Consider the following 18,859-nt stretch of genomic DNA (forward strand, 5'->3'; position numbering starts at 1 on the left):
ATATTGCCGTTAATAAAAAATCCTCATAGTCACATATTTAAAAGAATTTAGAGAGTCTATGAAGAAAAATGAGTAATTAGTAAATTCTTATCGCGCTACTACATAAAGGAGGAATTCAAGCATGTTAAGTAAATTAGGTGAATTAAATAAAGGATACAACGTACTTACAGAAATGACCGGTCAGCACAAAGATATGCTGATGGATATTGGGATTTATAAAATGGCCCAAGGAAAAGAGGAAACTTTACTAGACAGCAGCAGTGAAACCGCTATTCTTTTACTAGAAGGAAAGATAAAGCTAGAGTGGGAAGGCCATTCGAAAGAAATTCAGCGCCAGTCCCTATTTGAAGAAGAGCCTTGGTGTTTGCACGTTTCAAAAAATGTGGAGGTCAAAATTACCGGACTTGCCGATAGTGAAGTACTAGTTGAAAAAACGGATAATGAAAAAGAGTTTTCATCAAAATTATATACGCCCGAAGATTGTCAAAACACAGTGGCTGGTGAAGGAGTATGGGAAGGTACTGCTCAGCGTGTAATCCGAACAATTTTTGACTACAATAACGCTCCTTACTCTAACCTTGTTATTGGAGAAGTTATTTCTTATCCGGGAAGATGGTCGAGTTATCTGCCTCATCATCATGACCAGCCCGAAGTGTATTACTATCGTTTTGACAAGCCACAAGGATTTGGCTGCGCAATGGTTGGAGAAGATGCGTACCGTGTAGTTGATAATAGTTTTATTACAATTCCTGGTGAATTGGATCATCCTCAAGCAACGGCTCCTGGCTATGCGATGTACTTCTGCTGGATGATTCGCCATCTCGACAATAATCCGTGGACAGACCGTATTATGGAAGAAGAGCATAAGTGGTTATTAGAGCCAGATGCAAAAATTTGGCCTGAAAAATAAATAAAGATCTTTATACGAAATGGATTTCAAATGTTGAAAAAGCTCGAATAAAAAATAATTATGCGTAAAATAATAGTTTATTTTTGTAAAATATGTTTTTATATGTTAAAATATAGCTTGTATTAATATTCAGGCGATGATATCGCTCTTTGCTGCAGATTCCTTTTTAGGAGTCTCTTTTTTTGGAAATTGAAGCAACAGATACAGATGATTCGTATATAAATTAAAAAGAAAAGGAGATAAGCGTAAGCCGCTTATCTCCTTTTCTTTTTAGCGTTATCTAATGCTAAGTTCTTTTTCACTACTTTTTCTAAAGCAACTTCTACGTGAACATTTTTTTCATCGATGTCATTCACAAGCACGACGGTTCCTTTTCGTCCTTTAATCTTTAAATCATCACCTGTAGAAGGAATGTTTTCCCTCAGCTGGCTTAATAGAAGCTTTCTGTTTTCAAAAAAGTGGACAGCCACCATTTTATCTCACCTAATTTCATATGATATGTGTGATACAAAGATGTGTATATGAAATCCTTCCTATACATTATGTGGTTAGGGGTGGTTTTAGAACACATTGAATAGACAATTGTTACATCGATATATGAAATAAATAGGAGGGCATAGTTATAAATCTCCTATCCTTGGACATACTTATACTACTAATCTAAAAAGGGATGTGGATGAAAATGAAGGTGGCTATCGGATTAAGTGTATTTACGGTCGTTACAGGAGCAATTGCCTTAGGGTCGGTTTACTTTTTAGCAGGTATCTTTTCGTTTTTTTTAACGGTTTTTTCATAAAAAAATCCACCAAGAGGTGGATTTTTTATTTAGCAGCGGCTTTTGTTTCATGAGGCGAATTGCCGATAAATCCAAATTTTCCGCCGACAACTTCTTTTACTTCGTGGATGACAATAAAAGAATTCGGGTCAATTTGCTGGATTTTCTTTTTAATTTTTAATAACTCGTTCTTTTTAATAACAACGTAGATAATGCGTTTATCTTTGTTGGCGTAGTATCCGTATCCGTAAAAGATGGTGGCTGCATTTCCAAATTCACTGGTAATAACTTGTGCTATGTCTTTGTATTGATCGGACATAATCGTCATTGCTTTTTTGTTGTGGAAACCTTCGATAACGACATCTACGATTTTGGCACAAAGATAGACGAATATAAAAGTATAGAGTGTGTTGTTGACGCCAATAGCAAAAACCGATGCTAAAATAATGACGCTGTCCATATAGAACATGCTTTTAGAAATATTATAGCCTTTTGTATAGTTTAATAAATAAGCTAAAAGCGTTGTTCCACCGGTAGATCCATCTGCGATAAAAATGAGAGCAAGTCCTGTTCCCATTAGTAAAGCCCCGAATACAATTCCTAAAATCATGTCGTGAACGTGAAAAGGAATATAGCTGACTAGACCGAGGAAAACGGACGTCATGACGGCTCCTAGAATCGTATAAAGAATCGTTTTTTTGGTTAGAAATTTATAGGCTAAGGCAATAAATATAAGGTTTACAAGAAATGTGCTGATACTTGTAGGGATATGAAATAAATAATATAAAACAAGAGCAATACCAACTGTACTTCCGTCACCTAATTTATTTGGAATGACGAAAAAATCAATGGATGCAGCAACTAAAAGTGCTCCAACAATAATTAAGATGATGTCTTTATAGATTGTTTTCAATATGCAAACCTCCTTGATTATTAGGATATTTTCATGTGTAATCTTGTTTTTAATAGTGTTTCACAAATGATAAAATAAAAAACGTCTTAGAAATTGTCTAGTTATAAAACTGATCAACTTCTAAGACGAAGAATTACGATACGTGTATAGGTCTTGATCCGGCTTTTCTATGCTTCGATGTCACCGATTATATAAACCTCTGACCGCTATGTCAACGCTATGAGAGATGTTCAACTTTTCAAAAAATAGAAGGCGGTTTCCTACATAAAAAAAGAATCCTTTGCGACGATGCAAAGGATTTTCAAATTTATTGGAATAGGGGGAATACGTTATTAGGATTACCATTTTCATAAATTAATATACCTTAATTTTTCAAAAAAATTTATTTGTTAATGACGATTGAAAGTTTGTAATTCACATGCTGATTTAGCTCTGTCAAAAAATCATTTAGTTCTTCATTTGAATGAAATTTGCATTCTAATAAGTAGCAGCCATCGCCGCTGATTTTAAAGTTGTTGATAACGTGCTCCTGCTGACTTTCTAAAAATGTAAGGTAGGGGTGGTGATGAATGCTCTGCGTATAGATATTTAAAAATGCATGGATGATATAGCCGAGTTTTCGTTCATCAATGTTAATTGTATAGCCTTTGATAATGCCTTCATCTTCTAACTTTAATACTCTAGCAGAAGCGGCTTGTCCGGTTAAATGCACTTTTTCTCCTAATTCTTTCATCTTCATACGTCCATTTTTTGATAGTTCTTCTAGTATGCGCTTATCTGTATTATCTAACATCGCTACAAATCCTTTCGTATTTCAAATCAAAAGGCTTAACTACTTGATGTCACCTATGTATACTGATACGTCTTCTATTTTATACTAAAGGAAAGTAAGAAAAAAGAGCAGTCAATATGCAAGATATAGAAAGCAGCAGTAGTTTGTAAACAGCTAGATTGACGAAAGCTTAAGCTTGCTGTATGATTCTTTGAGTGTTTACGTGGTTCGTAACCATCCCACGTTAAAAAACTAAGGAGAGAATAGTAAGATGAATATAAGAACACTTTGCGTCAACGGTCTTTTAGCTGCTATGTATATTGCTGTCAGCATGTTAATCCAGCCGTTTGGCTTCACCAATATCCAATTTCGTATATCGGAAATGTTCAATCACTTAATTGTGTTTAATAAAAAGTACGTGTACGGCATTGTGCTAGGAGTATTTCTGACGAATTTGTTTTTTTCACCAATGGTCGCTTATGATCTGGTGTTTGGGGTAGGACAATCCGTGCTATCATTACTCATTACCATTTTTTCTATGCGCTACATTAAAAATATGTGGGCTCGTATGCTTGTTAATACACTTGTATTTACGTTCACGATGTTTATTATTGCGTTTGAACTGCACTTAGCATTTGATTTACCATTTTTCTTTACATGGTTAACAACGGCTGTTGGTGAGTTCATTGTTATGCTTGTTGGAGCACCAATTATGGCTGCAATTAATAAACGTGTACAATTTAATAAGCTAGTTGGATAAAAAAGATGGGGCTGTGATAAATCTCACAGCCCCGTCTTTTTTTCTTTGTTATTCTATAAGTGTAGTGATAAACCCCTTATTATTGAAGAGCTTTTCACGCATGGACAAATTACCCATATCTAGCATGTGAAAAGAGCAGGTCGCGTTTGCGGTCTGCTCTTTTTGCGTAAGGCAATAGGAAGTATCCGGTTAGATTATTTTGAAAGAAGGAGTGACAAATCTCACAGCGCATTCTTTTTTCTTTTGTTACGATATACATATAGTTGGCAAACTCCTTATCGAAAAGTTTTTCGCACAACAACACATTACCTATGCGTAGCAATTAAAAAAGCAGACCAATGACGGTTTGCTTTTTTAATTGTATTTTTCCATTAAATAACTTTTTTTGAGTTATAATTGTAAAATAATCTTTGTTACTAGAGAGGGGATTGTTTTTTGAATAGAAAGTTAGGAATTCTTGTTTTATTAGCTTTAGCCATCTTATTTGTCGGGTGTTCAAAAGAAGAAGACAACGTTCCTTTAAGAGAACTAGAAAAGATAAGTATTAACGTAATCAAAGAACAAAAAATGAAGCAAGGAATTTCATATGAAATGGAATTAGTAAACAAGAGCGATTTGACCATCAAACAAAATAATGTATTTTTATCCTATCCCTTAAAAATGAAAAACGGTTATTCTGATAATAAATTTAAGGTGTTAGCAGAAGGAAATAAATTAAATATCAAGCCAAAACAAAAGGTGAAGTTAACGGCATTTCTTCCTTATAAAGGAACTAATAAAGAAGCGTTAGCTACTGATGAGCCTGACGTAAAGTGCATAGGGTATTGGAATAAGCTTGATGATTACCATCAATTTTCTTTTGGAGGATCCTTGAAGCAAGAATAATATATAACTATTTGTTAAATGGTGGAACTGAGCGTAAGGGATTGATAAAGGCGGTGAATGAACAGTGAGTGTAGACACGGATAGATTGATTAGCTTCTTTATTTTATGGGGAACACCCGCTGTTTTTAGTATAGTAGAGTACTGTAAACTGAGTAAAACTGAAAAAAAAGAAGCGATACGAGACTTAATATCTTTAAAATCTATTGCAACAACAGGATTTATATTGATTGGAGGAGTGATGGCGAGTTTAGGTAGAGTATTATCTCTGCTGCCTCTCCACGTTATAGGTACTTTTATTTTAGCTATTGGCGGTATCGTGGGCGCTGTTGAAGCATGGAAAACGGAAAGAAAGAAAAGTGTTGTTATCCTTGTTTTAATAGTATCTATGATTGCTTTTACATTTGTAATATAAATTCTGCATGTAACAAGAGCTGCTCAAATTATGAGCAGCTCTTATCAGTTTCTTATTTATTGCGTTTCGAGCTGCTGGTCTTTTTTCTTTAACGTAAGAGCGAGCAGGAACGAAACGACGGCGAAAGCGATGGCTACATAATAGACGGTATGGACCCCGCTTGTCATACTTTTTATTTGTAACAGCGTTTTATTCGTTTCGTTTGATTGTTGAATAAAGTGCTGAGAAGCCATGGTCATAATACTTGTATACAAAGCGGGTCCAATCGCACCTGAAACTTGGTTAATCGTATTTGAAATAGCTGAACCGTGGGCATGAAGCGGTTTTGGCACTTGATTTAAAGCAAGCGTCATCACGGGACCGATGCTTAAACCTACGCCAATTGTAAAGGCTGCGTATAAGATGGCTGCAGTCGTCGTGCTTGTTCCGCTTGAAATAGTAGTGAACAAACTTAAGATAATTGTTAAAAGGACTAAGCCCGTTAAAAGCAGCGGTTTAAATCCGATTTTGTCAAACAAACGTCCTCCCACCATAGCTGTTAGAGCCAGCGTTACGCCGCCTGGAAGCATAAGAAACCCTGTTTGCAAAGGAGACAGTCCCGCAGCCGTTTGGAAGTATAGCGGCAAAATTAACATCATTGAAAACTGAATCATCATAATAAGAAACATTAAGAAAATCGATTTTGAAAACACAGACGATCTAAAAGGCTTCATATTAATCATAGGAGAATTCAGCTTGCTTTGCTGTCTGACAAATAAAGCAAGAGCTATGACGCCAATTATGAGCGTAAGCCATACGATAGGATTACTCCATCCCGTCTCTTCACCAGCTGCGCTAAATCCATAAACAACTCCTCCAAACCCAATTGTAGAAAGAATCACAGATGGGATATGAATTGTTGGTCTAGATGTTTCAGAAACGTTACTGAGCTTGAAAAGAGCAAATAGGAAAATAAGCGCTGCTGCAATTAAAAGACCTAGAAATATAATTTGCCACGAATAATATTGAATAATTAATCCTGAAAGAACAGGTCCTATTGCCGGTGCAAATAAAATAGCTACGCTAAAAATTCCCATTACGGTGCCGCGTTTGCTAACAGGCACGAGTGTTAACATTGTGCTCATCACAAGAGGTAAAATAATGCCTGTCCCTAACGCTTGAATCATACGGCCCACAAAAAGCAGAGAAAACCAGGGAGTAGTAAATCCAATGAAGGACCCAATTAAGTAAAAGCTCATAGCCGTCACAAACAGCTGTCTTAATGTGAATCGTTGAATTAAGAAAGCAGAAACCGGAACAGAGATGCCGATTACAAGCATATATCCGGTAGTTAACCACTGAGCTGAGCTCGTTCTAATGTGAAAATCTGAAATGATACTTGGCAAGGCCACGTTCATTACCGTTTCACTAATTAAGCATAAAAAATTCCCTAGAATCAAAATGAAAAGGATAAGCTTACTTTGTGTACTCATTTTTTCTTCTGTTTGTGTCATAAGTGACCTCCTTTTACTAAATTAATTTTTGTTTGCAAACAGCTTGCCAATTTGGTCAGCTGCAATTTGCATAGGGACTGTACTATTTTTAGTTAATGAAAGAGTATAAGCCCCTTCAATCCAAGACTGTATAGCTGAACCTAGCTGTCTTGCTTCCTCTTGTTCATAACCTGAACAAACTAACTTATCTGCATAAACTTGCTCCCACTCGTTATACACGGCTTCACAGGTCATGCGAAGCGTTTCGTTTGATGACCATACTTCACTCGACATAGCAGCGAGAGAGATATCCGCTTCATTTTCCACTTGTTCAAACATTCGATCAGCCATCAGTTTTATATGATATTGAATAGCTGACGCGGCATCTTCATGAGAAGCGAGGGATTTTTCGATATAAGCTTTGACTCTTTCTCCCGTTTTTTGAATAGCTTCTTTTGCTAACTGTTGTTTTCCATCCGGAAAATAATAATAAATAGATCCTCTCGGAGCGCTGCTTTCTTTTGTAATTTGACTTAGACTGGTGGCGTGATAGCCTTTTTTGCGAAAAAGTTTAGCAGCTGCGCTTAAAATTTTTTCTTTTGAATTGGTTGGTTCCATGAAAACAGCTCCCTGATATAATTACTAGTTGATCGGTCAGTATAATGGTAGCAACTCTATACTGATCAGTCAATCCAGACGTCTAGGTCTTGTATATAAGTAAAGATTGATGCAAGTTTCACAGGTGTAAGCATTGATTGAAATGTTAAGAATAAGGTTACAAAGTATTTTGGACCTATACTTCTATTACTGTTAAAAAAATATGATTAAGTAATGAAATTAAAAGAAGACGAGAAGCGTATAGCATGTTACGATAGGGACGGTATAGAAATTGGCATATGTCTGTTTCTAATAGAAGAGACAAATTTTAAAATTTTTAAATGTAAGGTTGTGATTCACCTGAGACTGAATAAATTTATTAGCGAATCTGGAAAGGCGTCAAGACGCGGGGCAGATAAGTTAATTAGTGAAGGAAGAGTAACCGTTAATGGAAAGGTTGCAAAAGTCGGAGATCAAGTTAAGCCTGGCGATGATATTCGAGTAAGCGGACAACAGCTTCGGATTGCTCGAAATAATGTATATATTGCGCTTAATAAACCAGTCGGCATTACAAGTACGAGTGAAAAAAAAGTAAAGGGAAACATCATTGATTTAGTCAATCACCCTTTGCGTATTCACCACGTTGGACGACTTGATAAGGATTCAGACGGCTTAATTTTACTTACAAATGACGGCGATATTATTAATGAAATTTTACGTGCAGAAAACAAGCATGAAAAAGAATATATTGTTGCAGTAGATAAGCCAATTACACCAGAGTTTATCAAAAACATGTCTGAGGGAGTAAAAATTTTAGGCACAAAAACGCTTCCTTGTGAAGTGACACAGCTGTCTAAGTATGAGTTTCAAATTATTTTAACACAGGGTTTAAATCGTCAAATTCGCCGTATGTGTGAAGTGCTCGGATATGAAGTGTACCGCCTTCAGCGCACTCGTATTATGAATATCCATTTAAATAACTTACCTGTTGGGCAATGGAGAGATTTAACGAAAAAAGAGCGTACGCAGCTATTCAAAGAATTAGACTATGAACCTAAAGAGTGGTAAATCAAAAGACACCAGCCTGTTAGACTGGTGTCTTTTTTATTCGCATACAACTACTTGTCTAGAAAAAACGCTTTTGCGCGCTACGCAGCGATCTGAAATAGAAAAGCCCGCTTCATGAATCATATGGTCAATCGTATCTACTGTAATCACGACTACTTTATCCGCAAAGCGGCGCGCGTGTTTTAAAATAGAAAGCTGATCTTCAGGCGTCGCGTGGGTGTAGAGATTGTAAGGCATGTCGATGATAGCTACATCATAGTGAGTTGTAACATCTGAAATCGGTCCAGTTTTGACATCACCGCTTAAGCCGAAATGCGCAATATTTTCACGAGATCCGTCAGTCACAAGTGGATTGATATCGCGTCCTACAATATCAATGCTCATTGAAAGGGCTTCTACAAGGACTGTACCGATACCGCAGCATGGATCAATCGCTTTGATTCCTTCGGGGTTTGGAACGGCAATGTTAGCTACAGCTCTTGCAAGGCGGGTACTGAGTGCTGTAGAGTATTCACGCGGTTTTTTCAAATGATGCAGCCATACTGCTTCGCTTTTTTGATATTTCCCAAAATACCAGCGTCCTTCAAATGGAACAATGCCAAACAAATGGTCAGGGTTATGCAAGTCTGCTTCTGCTACAAAATGCCAACCCACATCACGTTCAATAGCACGCTGACCTTTATAACTTATTTTTTGATCTTTTTCCAAGTCATTAATTTTCATAAAAATGAGTTTAAATGTTTTGTCTCCGAGGTCAATATCTTCTACTTGCTTACAAATATCTGCAAGGTCATCTGATTCATACATAATATCTAATCGCTCTTTGATAAAAGGGCTTCTGCTTGGATCAAGTTTAACGGCACTTTTTATGATAGGTTTCTCAGTTTCAATTTCAAAAAGAGAGCGTCTCTCTAATTGACATAGTGAGAGTTCCTCTTCGCTGCATGCGTATGTGTAGATATACTGAGGCAGCTGCGTATGGTTATTCAATATCGTATCATCCTTTATCGTATCTAATTATCCTTCTTCTCAAACAATAGCGAGAAAAGAAGAGAAAAGCAACGAATTTAAATATATTTGGCTGTGAATAATAAATTGAAGCGCTACATAGTCCACTTATTTGACAAAACATGCTAAAATAACTGGTGATAACCTGCATGTGCTGCTGTCTATACAAAAGAACTGGATCAAGGTTTCTCAAAAATCATTTACACACTGCTGACATTTTGATGAATAGGAGAGGCTACGTGATGTCTAAAAGTGATCATGAAAAGCAACAGATGAGTCGGGCTGATATGAAAAAACAAGCCAAAACATCCTCGCAAAACCTTGTGATGAACGTACTCATTGCCATTGTATCTGTATGTATTTTAGCTCTTATTATAAATGTTTTTGTACTAATGAAATGAGCCGTTATACTGCTCATTTCTTTTTGTTAAGTTGAGCTTTTATTGAAGCATTTGAGGTCTCTTTCACTAGAGAGCACATTGTGAATAGCATATCTTTTTTTTACAAATGATAGTTGTGATATGATGAGGCAATAATATATTAGACAAAAAGCTGGAGGTTACTTAGTATGCCATTACTTAGATTTGATGTAATAGAAGGAAGAGATGAAAAAGAGTTAAAAACATTACTAGACGCTGCTCACCGAGCGATGCTAGAAGCCTTTGGCGTCCCGGAGCGCGACCGTTATCAAATTGTACATCAGCATCCTGCTCATGAAATGATTATTGAAGATACAGGTCTTGGCTTTGAGAGAAGCAAGGATTTGGTTATTATAAGTGTAACGAGTAAACAGCGAACAGAAGAGCAAAAGCAAGCACTTTACAGATTAATTGTAAAAGAGCTTGGAGAGAGTTGCGGCATTCAGCCAAACGACATTATGATTTCGATTGTTGAAAACGGTAATGCTGACTGGAGCTTTGGCATGGGAGAGGCTCAATTCTTAACTGGGAAATTATAAAACGGTTTATTATCTAGAGAAGCCCTTATTTCTAAGGGCTTTTTCTCATTTTGTCTATAAAAATATTATTCTCTTAGTCACATCTTACTCAAAATTAAATACAGACATCTGTCAAATGAATGATACAATAAGCTTATATGCCATTTTGAGTGGAAAAACCATAAAAGAGTTCGGCGTACTAATTTTAGAACAACAATAAATTTACATAAAGATGTAAAGATTTAAAGGTTAAAAGAGAAGTGTATAAAATCTGTAAAACAAAAGAACAGTTACGCGTTAAACATAGGAGTAAAAGGTTCTTCACGTGTTTTTTCGGATAATAAGAGAAAGTAATTTTGATCATTGAGGAGGAACTTAGAATGTTTGGATTTGATGCAGATGTATCGCCATTAGTGCGAATTAAAGTAATTGGGGTCGGCGGTGGAGGAAATAACACCGTTAACCGTATGATTGAACACGGTGTACAAGGAGTAGAATTTATCGCCGTTAATACGGATGCTCAGGCGCTTAACTTATCTAAAGCAGATGTGAAAATGCAGATTGGTGCGGCCTTAACGCGAGGATTAGGTGCAGGAGCTAATCCAGAAGTGGGAAGAGAAGCAGCCGAAGAAAGCAGAGAACAAATTCAAGAAGTACTGCAAGGCGCAGATATGGTATTCGTAACAGCTGGCATGGGCGGAGGAACCGGTACTGGAGCAGCTCCGGTTATTGCCCAAATTGCCCGTGAACTAAATGCTTTAACAATTGGAGTAGTCACTCGCCCGTTCAAGTTTGAAGGAAACAAACGTACGAAGCAAGCAGTAGGCGGTATTACTGCGATGAATGAATCGGTAGATACCCTTATTGTGATTCCAAACGACCGCTTGCTTGAAATTGTCGATAAAAAGACGCCTATGCTTGAAGCATTCCGTGAAGCAGATAATGTTCTTCGCCAAGGTATTCAAGGTATTTCAGATTTAATCGCTGTTCCGGGGCTGATTAACCTTGACTTTGCTGATGTAAAAACAATCATGTCTAATCAAGGATTTGCGCTTATGGGTATCGGACGAGCTTCTGGATCAGACCGGGCAATTGAAGCAGCGAAAAAAGCGATTTCTAGTCCGCTGCTAGATGCATCGATTGATGGAGCAAGAGGCGTGCTGTTGAACATTACGAGCGGCAGCAGCCTGAGTCTTTACGAAGTACAGGAAGCAGCAGATATTGTCACGTCTGCTTCTGATCAGGACTTAAATATGATTTTTGGGTCCGTGATTAATGAAGATTTAAAGGACGAAATGATGGTAACCGTTATTGCCACTGGATTTGATGATGAAGATGTTTCACCATCAGCTTCTACTTCTAGAGTTTCAAGAGCACGCTACTAAATTAAATAACCAGTTTTTATGGTGGCAATTGTTTTTCAATTGCCTTAAAAGGGAATCGGGTGCAAATCCGGAGCGGTCCCGCCACTGTAACAAGGAGCCTTATGTCAAAAAGCCACTGTCTATTTAGAGACGGGAAGGCGGTATAAGGCAATGACTTGAAGCCAGGAGACCTGCCATAAATCGCAGCACACAATAACCTACGAGGATAGGGAGGTGTTTTGGCAGAATCAAAAATAAGATAAACAAGGGATACGTTTATCTGAATTTGTTTTGAAGACAAGCACTTCTTTTTAGAAGTGCTTTTTTTGTGTATTAAAATAGAAGGTGGAAAAATCAATGATAAATAATAAAAAACTCGTATCTATGATATTTCTTGTGTTACTTTGCCTCACTGCTTGCGCTCCTAATGAAGAGAGCATAAGTATAAAAGAAAGAAAGAAAACGGATAAAAGTGTGACGTTTTTATTTAATTTTACATCTGCAACGCTTGATCCTCATACGGATGATAATTATACAGCAGTTCGTGCGGGAGTAGGGGAGACGCTTGTTAAAATCAGCAATGATTTAAAAATAAAGCCCTGGCTTGCTGAAAAGTGGAAAACGGAAGATAACGGTCTTACGTGGACATTTACGATAAGAAAGAATATTACGTTTCAAAATGGTAAAGCGCTAGATGCAAATGCCGTTAAGTCTTCTCTTCAAAGAACGATAGATCAAAGTTATGCGATGAAAAACGCTTTAAATATTAAAGAAATCAAAGCGAACGGTCATGCGCTGACAATTACATTAAAAGAACCAATGCCTAAATTTCCTTCTGAGTTAGTGCATCCAAACACAGCTATTATAGATGTTGATGTTTCTAATATAGCTAAGAAGCCTATTGGCACAGGTCCATTTCAAGTTTTGACTTTCGATCAAGGAAATCAAGTGAAGTTAGAAAGATATGAACATTATTGGAATGGGAAAGTAAAATTGAAAAATGCGATCTTTGCATTTAACGAAGATGCTAATGCGCGAGTTGCGGCTCTTCAGTCCGGAACAGCCGATATTATTTATCGCCCGCCTTTAGAAAGTTTGGGCACTTTACAAACAGATCCGTCTTTTAAGGTAAGTGGAGTACCCAGTGTGCGTACACATTTATTACTTTATAATCAAACCAATGACGCATTAAAAGACGAAAATGTAAGAAAAGCTATCGATACCTTACTGAACCGAAAAGAAATTGTCAGCAGCATCATGAACAATCAAGCGGCAGCAGCTCGAGGTCCATTTTTATCCCAATTTCCTTTTGCTGATAATAATGCTAATGAGCAAAGAGGTATGCCATCTGCTAAAAAATATTTAGAGAAAGCAGGCTATCAAATTAAAAATGGCAAAACAATCAAAAATGGAAAGCCATTATCGCTCTCTCTTGTCACATACAGCTCTCTGCCAGAACTTCCTTTGATTGCTCAGCTTATACAGTCTAATGCGAAAGAGTTAGGAATTACTATTAAGATTCATCTCGTTGAGGACAGCGATGAATATGTAATGGCAAAAGACGATTGGGATTTAGCACTGTACAGTCTTATCACTGCACCTAGAGGAGATGCAAGCTATTATTTAAGTACGAACTATTTGCCGGGCGGTGGTTTAAATGCCAGCCGGATTGATGATGAGAAGCTAACAAAAATGATTCAGCAGTTAAATTTAACCGTAGATGACGCAAAGCGAGATCAGTTAGCTAAGCAAGCAACCGCTTTGATTAATGCAGAAATGCTGACGTCATCGATTGTACATCCAAACATTGTTGTTGCTTATAATCAAAAGGTGAAAAACTGGACCACAAATCCAAGCGAGTATTATATGCTGACTCAGCATTTAGACGTAACGCCATAGTCAATATTGTGTTGTTCCTATAGGAAAAAGAGAAAGTATACAATGATAGATCAAAGGATGTGACAGTAAACGTGCAAGAAGTACCAATGTATCAAATTAAAGAAGTAAAAGAAAAGGATGCTGAAGTGATTCAGTTTGTCATGAATATGCGGAATGAGCTATTTCCTATGATGGAAAAAAATCAGCTTCCTGTGGATTTGCTTCATTTTAATGAATATTATGTTCAAGCGAAAGGCGCTGCTTTTTTTGCAGCTGTCACGGAAAATCAACAAGTAATTGGAACAATTGGTTTATACGCTTACGATGGAAGGTTTCATGCATTAAAAAAGCGATATGAACATAAAACTGCAGCCGAGATTGTAAAATGCTATGTCGATCCAGCATACCGGCGTCTAGGCATTGGACAGCAGCTGTTAAAGGCAGTGGAACAATTTGCTCAAAGTCATTTTTATGACACGTTGTATCTGCATACTCATCCTTTTTTACCGGGGGCTATTCCATTCTGGACTTCACAAGATTTTATCGAAAGGCTTGCTGAACAGGATGAGCCATGGAATACGCTGCACATGGACAGAAAAATACAACCGGTCGTAATGTAACGATATTATACAGTAATTACCATAGAATCTAGATAAGAGCTCATGCTATAATGAGCGTACTTACATTTATAGCCTGTAGGGCAAGTCCTTACAGAAAAGAACCGCGTTTCGAATTGGCTGAAACGTGGTTTTTTTCTACGAAAAACAAATAACAAAATATTTTTAAAAATATCTATGAAATCGCTTTCAAAATAATGAAATATATTATATAATTACTAATGTTGTGTTGTACTTTGTTAGTGTTAAATCAATATCCTACATGTGTGAGCCGATTGCCTTATGGTAGTCGGCTTCCTTTTTTATGGTAGAGTCTAAAAGGAAATAGCATTCGTTAAAATGGCTGTAATTGTCATCACAATAGTTGTTCCAAAGGCCCACTTGAAAAGAAACTTTTGATGCTCCCCGAAATCTACTTCAACCAGCCCAATCAGAATGAAAGTAGCGGGTACTAAAGGAGATAGGGGAAACCCAGTTGTGGAATGTCCCAATAAAGCTGCTCGTCCTATTTCTACAGGGTCTACACCAAAATTAGCTGCTGTATGGCTAATAACAGGTAAAATGCCAAAATAATAAGCATCAGGTGAAAATACAAAGCTAAGAGGAAGGCTCGTTATTGCTACAACTAAGGGAAGGTGAGGGCCCAGCCATTCAGGAGTGAGGCTGACAATGGTATTAGCCATGGCATCCATCATTTTTGTTTCTGTAAAAACGCCTGTAAAGATTCCGGCTGCAAAAACCAACGTACTAACCATTACAAAGCTGTTTGCATGACTTAAGATTCTTTCCTGCTGTTCTTTTGGATGAGGAAAATTAACAAATAAAGCAATGGCAAAAGCAATAGCAAATAAAATAGGAATAGGGAGTATGTCTACGACCAAGAGGGTCATTAAGCACAGTATCAATAAGGCATTAAACCAAAAGAGTCTAGGTGGCTTCCCAGGGGTCTCATGAACTGAAAGCTGTTCAGCAAAAGCCATTGATGAACCTTTTAAATGAATGGTTCCTAAGCGCGCTTTCTCTCTCTTTCCGAGTAGATATGCTGAAAATAAAGTCCACATCAATCCCGCTGCCATAGCTGGAATAAGAGGGTTAAATAGATCTGATACTTCTAATTGCAAACTTGCTGCGGCTCTTACGAGAGGACCTCCCCAAGGAATCATATTCATAACACCTGCGCTTAAACTAATAACACAAGCCAGTATTAGTCGGTTCATTCCCAGTTTTGTGTACAAAGGAAGCAAGGCGGAAACTGTAATTAAAAATGTAGAAGAGCCGTCTCCGTCCAAGCCAACAAGCATTGTAATAACGGCAGTTGCCATTACGACTTTTAAAGGATCGCCTTTCACAATGTTTAGGACACGAGAAATCATAGGATCAAATAAACCGACGTCAATCATTAGTCCAAAATATAAAATAGCAAAAACGATCATAATGGCCGTAGGAGCTACTTTTAAAATACCATTCATCATCATATCGCCCATATGGGCACTAAAACCTCCAATTATACCAAAGAGGATAGCGACAAAAATAAAAGCAACAACCACGGACAAGCGTTTACTGATGACAAGAAATAGAAAAGTCGCAATCATTCCAAACCCTAACAAAGAAAGCATTATCCATCACCTCTTATAAAAGTTAGAAAATTATATTAATTTACATTATAGCATTAGAATTACTGTTAAAGTTTGGTGTTTTTAAATAAGATAGCTTCAAACTAAAACTAAAAACCAAAAAAGCCGCCTTATAGGCGACTGGTTTAAGCTAGGTCAGCTGTTATGGACTGCTTTTGAAGGTGCTCAGACAGCAGGCTGTAAGCAATAATTTTCTTTTTATACTGTTTTACGACATCGACATGATCATCATAACTGTATACGCATAATCGAACATCTTTTTTTCCTTTTTTCGTATCGATAACCAGTGGAGTTTCACTGTCTTCTAGGTGTTTATAATAGTCCTTATTTCCGTCATGGACATAATATTGTTTTAAAAATGTTGCTTTATTAAAATAATCAATCACTTGCATTTTGTCTTTGCCTTCTAAATGTTTCCCATCAACTGTGACAGTAACGCTTTGGTCATCAAGTGTTGGGTGTAATTGAAATTTAGTCATAAGCCATTTGACCACTGGAGTTGGAAGACACGTTATTAATATTTTGAGTGCACTTACAAGAATGATGGAAAGTAATACAATCCACGTCATAGTTAATCATCTCCGCTATAGTTTAAATGAAATAAGATTACATACTTATTTTACCACAGAGAACATGATTGCTTTTTGTACATTATGTGAACCTTCCTCAGTGAAAAGATGTATATGAAATACGTTTATTTATGCACATTTAGGGAAATATAAAATTATAACAAATACTACATATAAAAAAAGGAGAAAAAATTATGTTGTGGACGATTATTGGACTTTTATTTATTTTTTGGTTATTAGGATTAGTTTTTCATATTGGCGGCGGCATCATTCACATTCTTCTTGTCATTGCAGTGATTGTGCTAATCGTAAAACTTGTGAAACGAATTTAGATATAAAAGGCCTTTCCTTAGGGAAAGGCCTTTTATATGGAGATATTATAAAAACAAGACGTATTTTGATATAAAAAATCATATGCTTCCGTTTCAGAAACTCCTTTGAGACGTGCTATTTCCTCAACGGACTGATGTATCATTGATGGAACCGTTATCTGGTTTTGAAAAGGTCCTTCAAATGGCCACGGACCATCTGTTTCGACCATCAAGTAGTCAAGAGGGTATTCCATGGCAAGCGCTTGGATTTTAGGCTTATATACAATATCAGGTGTAACTGAAATATAGTAACCGTTGTTTTTCATTCGTTCAACGGTTTTTTTAGCTCCTTTGAACCAGTGGAAGTGAGCTTTAGACACGGAATGTTTTTCCAGTAAGTCACACACAATTTCAGCGTCTTCATATACAGCGTGAAGAATTAATGGTTTTCCCCATTTTTTTGAATGAATAATAAAAGCTTCAAGCAGCTCCAAATAGGGCTCTAGAGAAAGAGTATAGGTCTGACTTAAGTAATAAGGTAGACCTACCTCCCCAACAGCTATCATTTCTTCATTGTTTTGATCAATCCAGGCAAACAGCTCCGCTAATTCATTTGAAGAAGGCAGCATTTGTTCAGGATGAAATCCGTAGGCGGGTTTCACACAGGAATACAATTGGCTGATTTTTTGATTAAGTTGGCAAGACTGTAATGTGGAAGATACAGAAATAAGCGCTTGTAACGAAGGATCCTTCTCTATTATGTCTTTCCAGCTTTTCGGTTCATATTGATCGAGATGAATATGAGCGTCAATGATTTGTTTCATAAATATCGCTCGCTCCTTTCAGCCCAATTTGTTTAGAAATAATACGTAAGAAAATGTATGCTTCTGTTAGGCTTCCATTTTATTTTTTATGTATTTTTTGTTCCCCCATTTAGCAATAGATGAAAACGTATAAACAATAAGAGCTAACCAAATCAAACTAAAAGCAATAACATGAGCTTTTGTTAGCGATTCATGGTACAGAATTACTCCTGCTAGCAGAGATAAGGTTGGTGAAATATATTGAAGAATACCAAGCATTGATAATGATACTTTTTTAGCACTTTTTGTGAATAATAAGAGTGGGAGAGCTGTGACCATTCCACTTCCGATTAACAAGAGACTTGTTGAAAAAGAATCAAAAAACTGCAAGTGTGATTGAAACGTGAGGTAGCCTATGTATGCTAATGCAATAGGGGAGATGACCATCGTTTCAAGAGTTAATCCGATTGTTGAATCAGCTTTAATCTTTTTCTTTGCCAAACCATATAATCCGAAAGTAAGAGCTAAACTAAGCGAAATCCAAGGAACCACACCATAATGAAGACTGAGTGTTAATACCCCGATCGCTGCTAGTATAAATGAAAAAATTTGAGCCCCGCTTAATCTCTCTTTTAAGACAATAACACCTAATAAAACACTTGTTAGGGGATTAATATATTGTCCAAGGCTCGCTTCTACTATTTTTCCATCAATGACAGCCCACATAAAAATGCCCCAATTTGCACTAATAAGTACAGACGTAGTAAAAAGGGCCCAGAATAAGGATGGTTTTTTCATTATTTCTTTTACAAACGTAATGTATGTACGCCATTTCTTTGTTATCAATAAAAGAATAAGCATAAAAATAAAAGACCAAAAAACGCGCTGAGCTAAAATCTCCCCCGGTGCTACGTGGTGGACCAGCTTCCAATAAATTGGCGTGAGCCCCCACATAAGATAAGAAAGGACTGCATACGTTACACCCTCTTTGTCATGATTTAAGTTCATTTAAAACCTTCTTTCTAACATGAGATAAATTTGGTAATAAGAGTGATAGATTAACATAAAAAAGCAGCATAAACGATTATATCACAGAGAAAAACGATTCTTCACATGTTGAATGGCTCAAAAAAGCGCTATGCGCAAGGTCATTGCTTTTCCATGTCTAAAATAA

21 protein-coding genes and 2 riboswitches are annotated in these 18,859 nt (G+C 36.8%); of the genes, 11 read left to right on the forward strand and 10 right to left on the reverse strand.

Annotation, left to right across the window (positions count from 1 at the left end; genetic code table 11):
* The first annotated feature begins 121 nt into the window (after positions 1-121).
* Positions 122-910, forward strand: coding sequence for a 5-deoxy-glucuronate isomerase (locus ACFX4R_RS22395; protein ID WP_377570426.1), 789 nt, complete (start codon positions 122-124; stop codon positions 908-910).
* A gap of 254 nt (positions 911-1,164) precedes the next feature.
* Here ACFX4R_RS22395 and ACFX4R_RS22400 read toward each other — a convergent pair whose 3' ends face one another.
* From ACFX4R_RS22400 to ACFX4R_RS22410, 3 genes are all read right to left on the reverse strand, one after another.
* On the reverse strand, positions 1,165-1,383 hold the full coding sequence (locus ACFX4R_RS22400) for a hypothetical protein (protein WP_013055227.1): 219 nt from the start codon (positions 1,381-1,383) through the stop codon (positions 1,165-1,167).
* A gap of 348 nt (positions 1,384-1,731) precedes the next feature.
* Positions 1,732-2,598 (reverse strand): YitT family protein, encoded by an 867-nt coding sequence (locus ACFX4R_RS22405; RefSeq protein ID WP_013055229.1) that lies wholly within the window; start codon positions 2,596-2,598, stop codon positions 1,732-1,734.
* Positions 2,599-2,980: 382 nt separating this feature from the next.
* Positions 2,981-3,391 carry an Lrp/AsnC family transcriptional regulator gene (locus ACFX4R_RS22410; RefSeq protein ID WP_097824974.1) on the reverse strand — a complete coding sequence of 137 codons (411 nt, stop codon included), beginning with the start codon at positions 3,389-3,391 and terminating at the stop codon, positions 2,981-2,983.
* A 196-nt stretch (positions 3,392-3,587) separates the two neighbouring features.
* A riboswitch (PreQ1 riboswitch) is annotated at positions 3,588-3,632 on the forward strand.
* 9 nt (positions 3,633-3,641) lie between these two features.
* On the opposite strand from ACFX4R_RS22410, the gene ACFX4R_RS22415 reads away from it, so the two are divergent.
* The 3 genes from ACFX4R_RS22415 to ACFX4R_RS22425 all read left to right on the forward strand — a co-directional run bounded on the left by ACFX4R_RS22415 (position 3,642) and on the right by ACFX4R_RS22425 (position 5,427).
* Positions 3,642-4,130, forward strand: a complete 489-nt coding sequence (locus ACFX4R_RS22415) for a QueT transporter family protein (RefSeq protein WP_013081607.1) — start codon at positions 3,642-3,644, stop codon at positions 4,128-4,130.
* A gap of 435 nt (positions 4,131-4,565) precedes the next feature.
* Positions 4,566-5,015, forward strand: a complete 450-nt coding sequence (locus tag ACFX4R_RS22420; RefSeq protein WP_043981669.1) for a hypothetical protein — start codon at positions 4,566-4,568, stop codon at positions 5,013-5,015.
* A gap of 64 nt (positions 5,016-5,079) precedes the next feature.
* Positions 5,080-5,427, forward strand: a complete 348-nt coding sequence (locus ACFX4R_RS22425) for a hypothetical protein (protein WP_162215209.1) — start codon at positions 5,080-5,082, stop codon at positions 5,425-5,427.
* A gap of 56 nt (positions 5,428-5,483) precedes the next feature.
* On the opposite strand, the gene ACFX4R_RS22430 is transcribed toward ACFX4R_RS22425, so the two are convergent.
* Positions 5,484-6,920 carry a DHA2 family efflux MFS transporter permease subunit gene (locus tag ACFX4R_RS22430; protein ID WP_043981671.1) on the reverse strand — a complete coding sequence of 479 codons (1,437 nt, stop codon included), beginning with the start codon at positions 6,918-6,920 and terminating at the stop codon, positions 5,484-5,486.
* A gap of 21 nt (positions 6,921-6,941) precedes the next feature.
* Positions 6,942-7,517 carry a TetR/AcrR family transcriptional regulator gene (locus ACFX4R_RS22435; RefSeq protein WP_043981672.1) on the reverse strand — a complete coding sequence of 192 codons (576 nt, stop codon included), beginning with the start codon at positions 7,515-7,517 and terminating at the stop codon, positions 6,942-6,944.
* A gap of 339 nt (positions 7,518-7,856) precedes the next feature.
* On the opposite strand from ACFX4R_RS22435, the gene rluF reads away from it, so the two are divergent.
* A complete protein-coding gene (rluF, locus tag ACFX4R_RS22440; RefSeq protein ID WP_025601719.1) occupies positions 7,857-8,564 on the forward strand; it encodes a 23S rRNA pseudouridine(2604) synthase RluF in 708 nt (235 codons plus the stop codon).
* A gap of 36 nt (positions 8,565-8,600) precedes the next feature.
* Here rluF and ACFX4R_RS22445 read toward each other — a convergent pair whose 3' ends face one another.
* The gene (locus tag ACFX4R_RS22445; RefSeq protein WP_043981673.1) at positions 8,601-9,554 is read right to left on the reverse strand and encodes a TRM11 family SAM-dependent methyltransferase; all 954 of its coding nucleotides are present in this window, start codon (positions 9,552-9,554) and stop codon (positions 8,601-8,603) included.
* A gap of 260 nt (positions 9,555-9,814) precedes the next feature.
* On the opposite strand from ACFX4R_RS22445, the gene ACFX4R_RS22450 reads away from it, so the two are divergent.
* From ACFX4R_RS22450 to ACFX4R_RS22470, 5 genes are all read left to right on the forward strand, one after another.
* The gene (locus tag ACFX4R_RS22450) at positions 9,815-9,973 is read left to right on the forward strand and encodes a hypothetical protein (protein WP_013055238.1); all 159 of its coding nucleotides are present in this window, start codon (positions 9,815-9,817) and stop codon (positions 9,971-9,973) included.
* Between the two features lie 167 nt (positions 9,974-10,140).
* Positions 10,141-10,530: a tautomerase family protein gene (locus ACFX4R_RS22455; protein WP_013055239.1), complete on the forward strand. Its 390-nt coding sequence runs from the start codon at positions 10,141-10,143 to the stop codon at positions 10,528-10,530.
* A gap of 359 nt (positions 10,531-10,889) precedes the next feature.
* Complete coding sequence (gene ftsZ, locus ACFX4R_RS22460) at positions 10,890-11,894, forward strand: cell division protein FtsZ (protein ID WP_013055240.1); 1,005 nt, start codon at positions 10,890-10,892, stop codon at positions 11,892-11,894.
* Between the two features lie 2 nt (positions 11,895-11,896).
* A riboswitch (cobalamin riboswitch) is annotated at positions 11,897-12,086 on the forward strand.
* A 144-nt stretch (positions 12,087-12,230) separates the two neighbouring features.
* Complete coding sequence (nikA, locus tag ACFX4R_RS22465) at positions 12,231-13,772, forward strand: nickel ABC transporter substrate-binding protein (protein ID WP_323619278.1); 1,542 nt, start codon at positions 12,231-12,233, stop codon at positions 13,770-13,772.
* Positions 13,773-13,843: 71 nt separating this feature from the next.
* Positions 13,844-14,371: a GNAT family N-acetyltransferase gene (locus ACFX4R_RS22470; protein WP_052500341.1), complete on the forward strand. Its 528-nt coding sequence runs from the start codon at positions 13,844-13,846 to the stop codon at positions 14,369-14,371.
* 311 nt (positions 14,372-14,682) lie between these two features.
* Here the strand turns inward: ACFX4R_RS22470 and ACFX4R_RS22475 are convergent, their stop codons facing one another.
* Together ACFX4R_RS22475 and ACFX4R_RS22480 are read right to left on the reverse strand one after the other, a co-directional pair.
* On the reverse strand, positions 14,683-15,984 hold the full coding sequence (locus tag ACFX4R_RS22475) for a CitMHS family transporter (protein ID WP_377570430.1): 1,302 nt from the start codon (positions 15,982-15,984) through the stop codon (positions 14,683-14,685).
* Between the two features lie 143 nt (positions 15,985-16,127).
* A complete protein-coding gene (locus ACFX4R_RS22480) occupies positions 16,128-16,571 on the reverse strand; it encodes a YfmQ family protein (protein ID WP_162215211.1) in 444 nt (147 codons plus the stop codon).
* 194 nt (positions 16,572-16,765) lie between these two features.
* On the opposite strand from ACFX4R_RS22480, the gene ACFX4R_RS22485 reads away from it, so the two are divergent.
* Entirely contained in the window at positions 16,766-16,903 is a 138-nt protein-coding gene (locus ACFX4R_RS22485; protein WP_013055244.1) for a lmo0937 family membrane protein, read from the forward strand.
* A gap of 32 nt (positions 16,904-16,935) precedes the next feature.
* Here the strand turns inward: ACFX4R_RS22485 and ACFX4R_RS22490 are convergent, their stop codons facing one another.
* The gene (locus ACFX4R_RS22490) at positions 16,936-17,706 is read right to left on the reverse strand and encodes a TatD family hydrolase (RefSeq protein ID WP_043981677.1); all 771 of its coding nucleotides are present in this window, start codon (positions 17,704-17,706) and stop codon (positions 16,936-16,938) included.
* 66 nt (positions 17,707-17,772) lie between these two features.
* Complete coding sequence (gene rarD, locus ACFX4R_RS22495; protein ID WP_162215213.1) at positions 17,773-18,693, reverse strand: EamA family transporter RarD; 921 nt, start codon at positions 18,691-18,693, stop codon at positions 17,773-17,775.
* Between the last annotated feature and the right edge of the window lie 166 nt (positions 18,694-18,859).

It is taken from the genome of Priestia sp. YIM B13490 (assembly GCF_042787735.1).
GTDB lineage: Bacteria > Bacillota > Bacilli > Bacillales > Bacillaceae_H > Priestia > Priestia megaterium.

Coding starts and splice junctions, on each gene's coding strand:
- ACFX4R_RS22435 (WP_043981672.1), bottom strand. CDS start 7,517: ATGGAACCAACCAATTCAAAAGAAAAAATTTTAAGCGCAGCTGCTAAA.
- ACFX4R_RS22450 (WP_013055238.1), top strand. CDS start 9,815: ATGTCTAAAAGTGATCATGAAAAGCAACAGATGAGTCGGGCTGATATG.
- ACFX4R_RS22485 (WP_013055244.1), top strand. CDS start 16,766: ATGTTGTGGACGATTATTGGACTTTTATTTATTTTTTGGTTATTAGGA.
- ftsZ (WP_013055240.1), top strand. CDS start 10,890: ATGTTTGGATTTGATGCAGATGTATCGCCATTAGTGCGAATTAAAGTA.
- ACFX4R_RS22490 (WP_043981677.1), bottom strand. CDS start 17,706: ATGAAACAAATCATTGACGCTCATATTCATCTCGATCAATATGAACCG.
- ACFX4R_RS22480 (WP_162215211.1), bottom strand. CDS start 16,571: ATGACGTGGATTGTATTACTTTCCATCATTCTTGTAAGTGCACTCAAA.
- rarD (WP_162215213.1), bottom strand. CDS start 18,693: ATGAACTTAAATCATGACAAAGAGGGTGTAACGTATGCAGTCCTTTCT.
- ACFX4R_RS22400 (WP_013055227.1), bottom strand. CDS start 1,383: ATGGTGGCTGTCCACTTTTTTGAAAACAGAAAGCTTCTATTAAGCCAG.
- nikA (WP_323619278.1), top strand. CDS start 12,231: ATGATAAATAATAAAAAACTCGTATCTATGATATTTCTTGTGTTACTT.
- ACFX4R_RS22395 (WP_377570426.1), top strand. CDS start 122: ATGTTAAGTAAATTAGGTGAATTAAATAAAGGATACAACGTACTTACA.
- ACFX4R_RS22410 (WP_097824974.1), bottom strand. CDS start 3,391: ATGTTAGATAATACAGATAAGCGCATACTAGAAGAACTATCAAAAAAT.
- ACFX4R_RS22455 (WP_013055239.1), top strand. CDS start 10,141: ATGCCATTACTTAGATTTGATGTAATAGAAGGAAGAGATGAAAAAGAG.
- ACFX4R_RS22430 (WP_043981671.1), bottom strand. CDS start 6,920: ATGACACAAACAGAAGAAAAAATGAGTACACAAAGTAAGCTTATCCTT.
- ACFX4R_RS22475 (WP_377570430.1), bottom strand. CDS start 15,984: ATGCTTTCTTTGTTAGGGTTTGGAATGATTGCGACTTTTCTATTTCTT.
- ACFX4R_RS22415 (WP_013081607.1), top strand. CDS start 3,642: ATGAATATAAGAACACTTTGCGTCAACGGTCTTTTAGCTGCTATGTAT.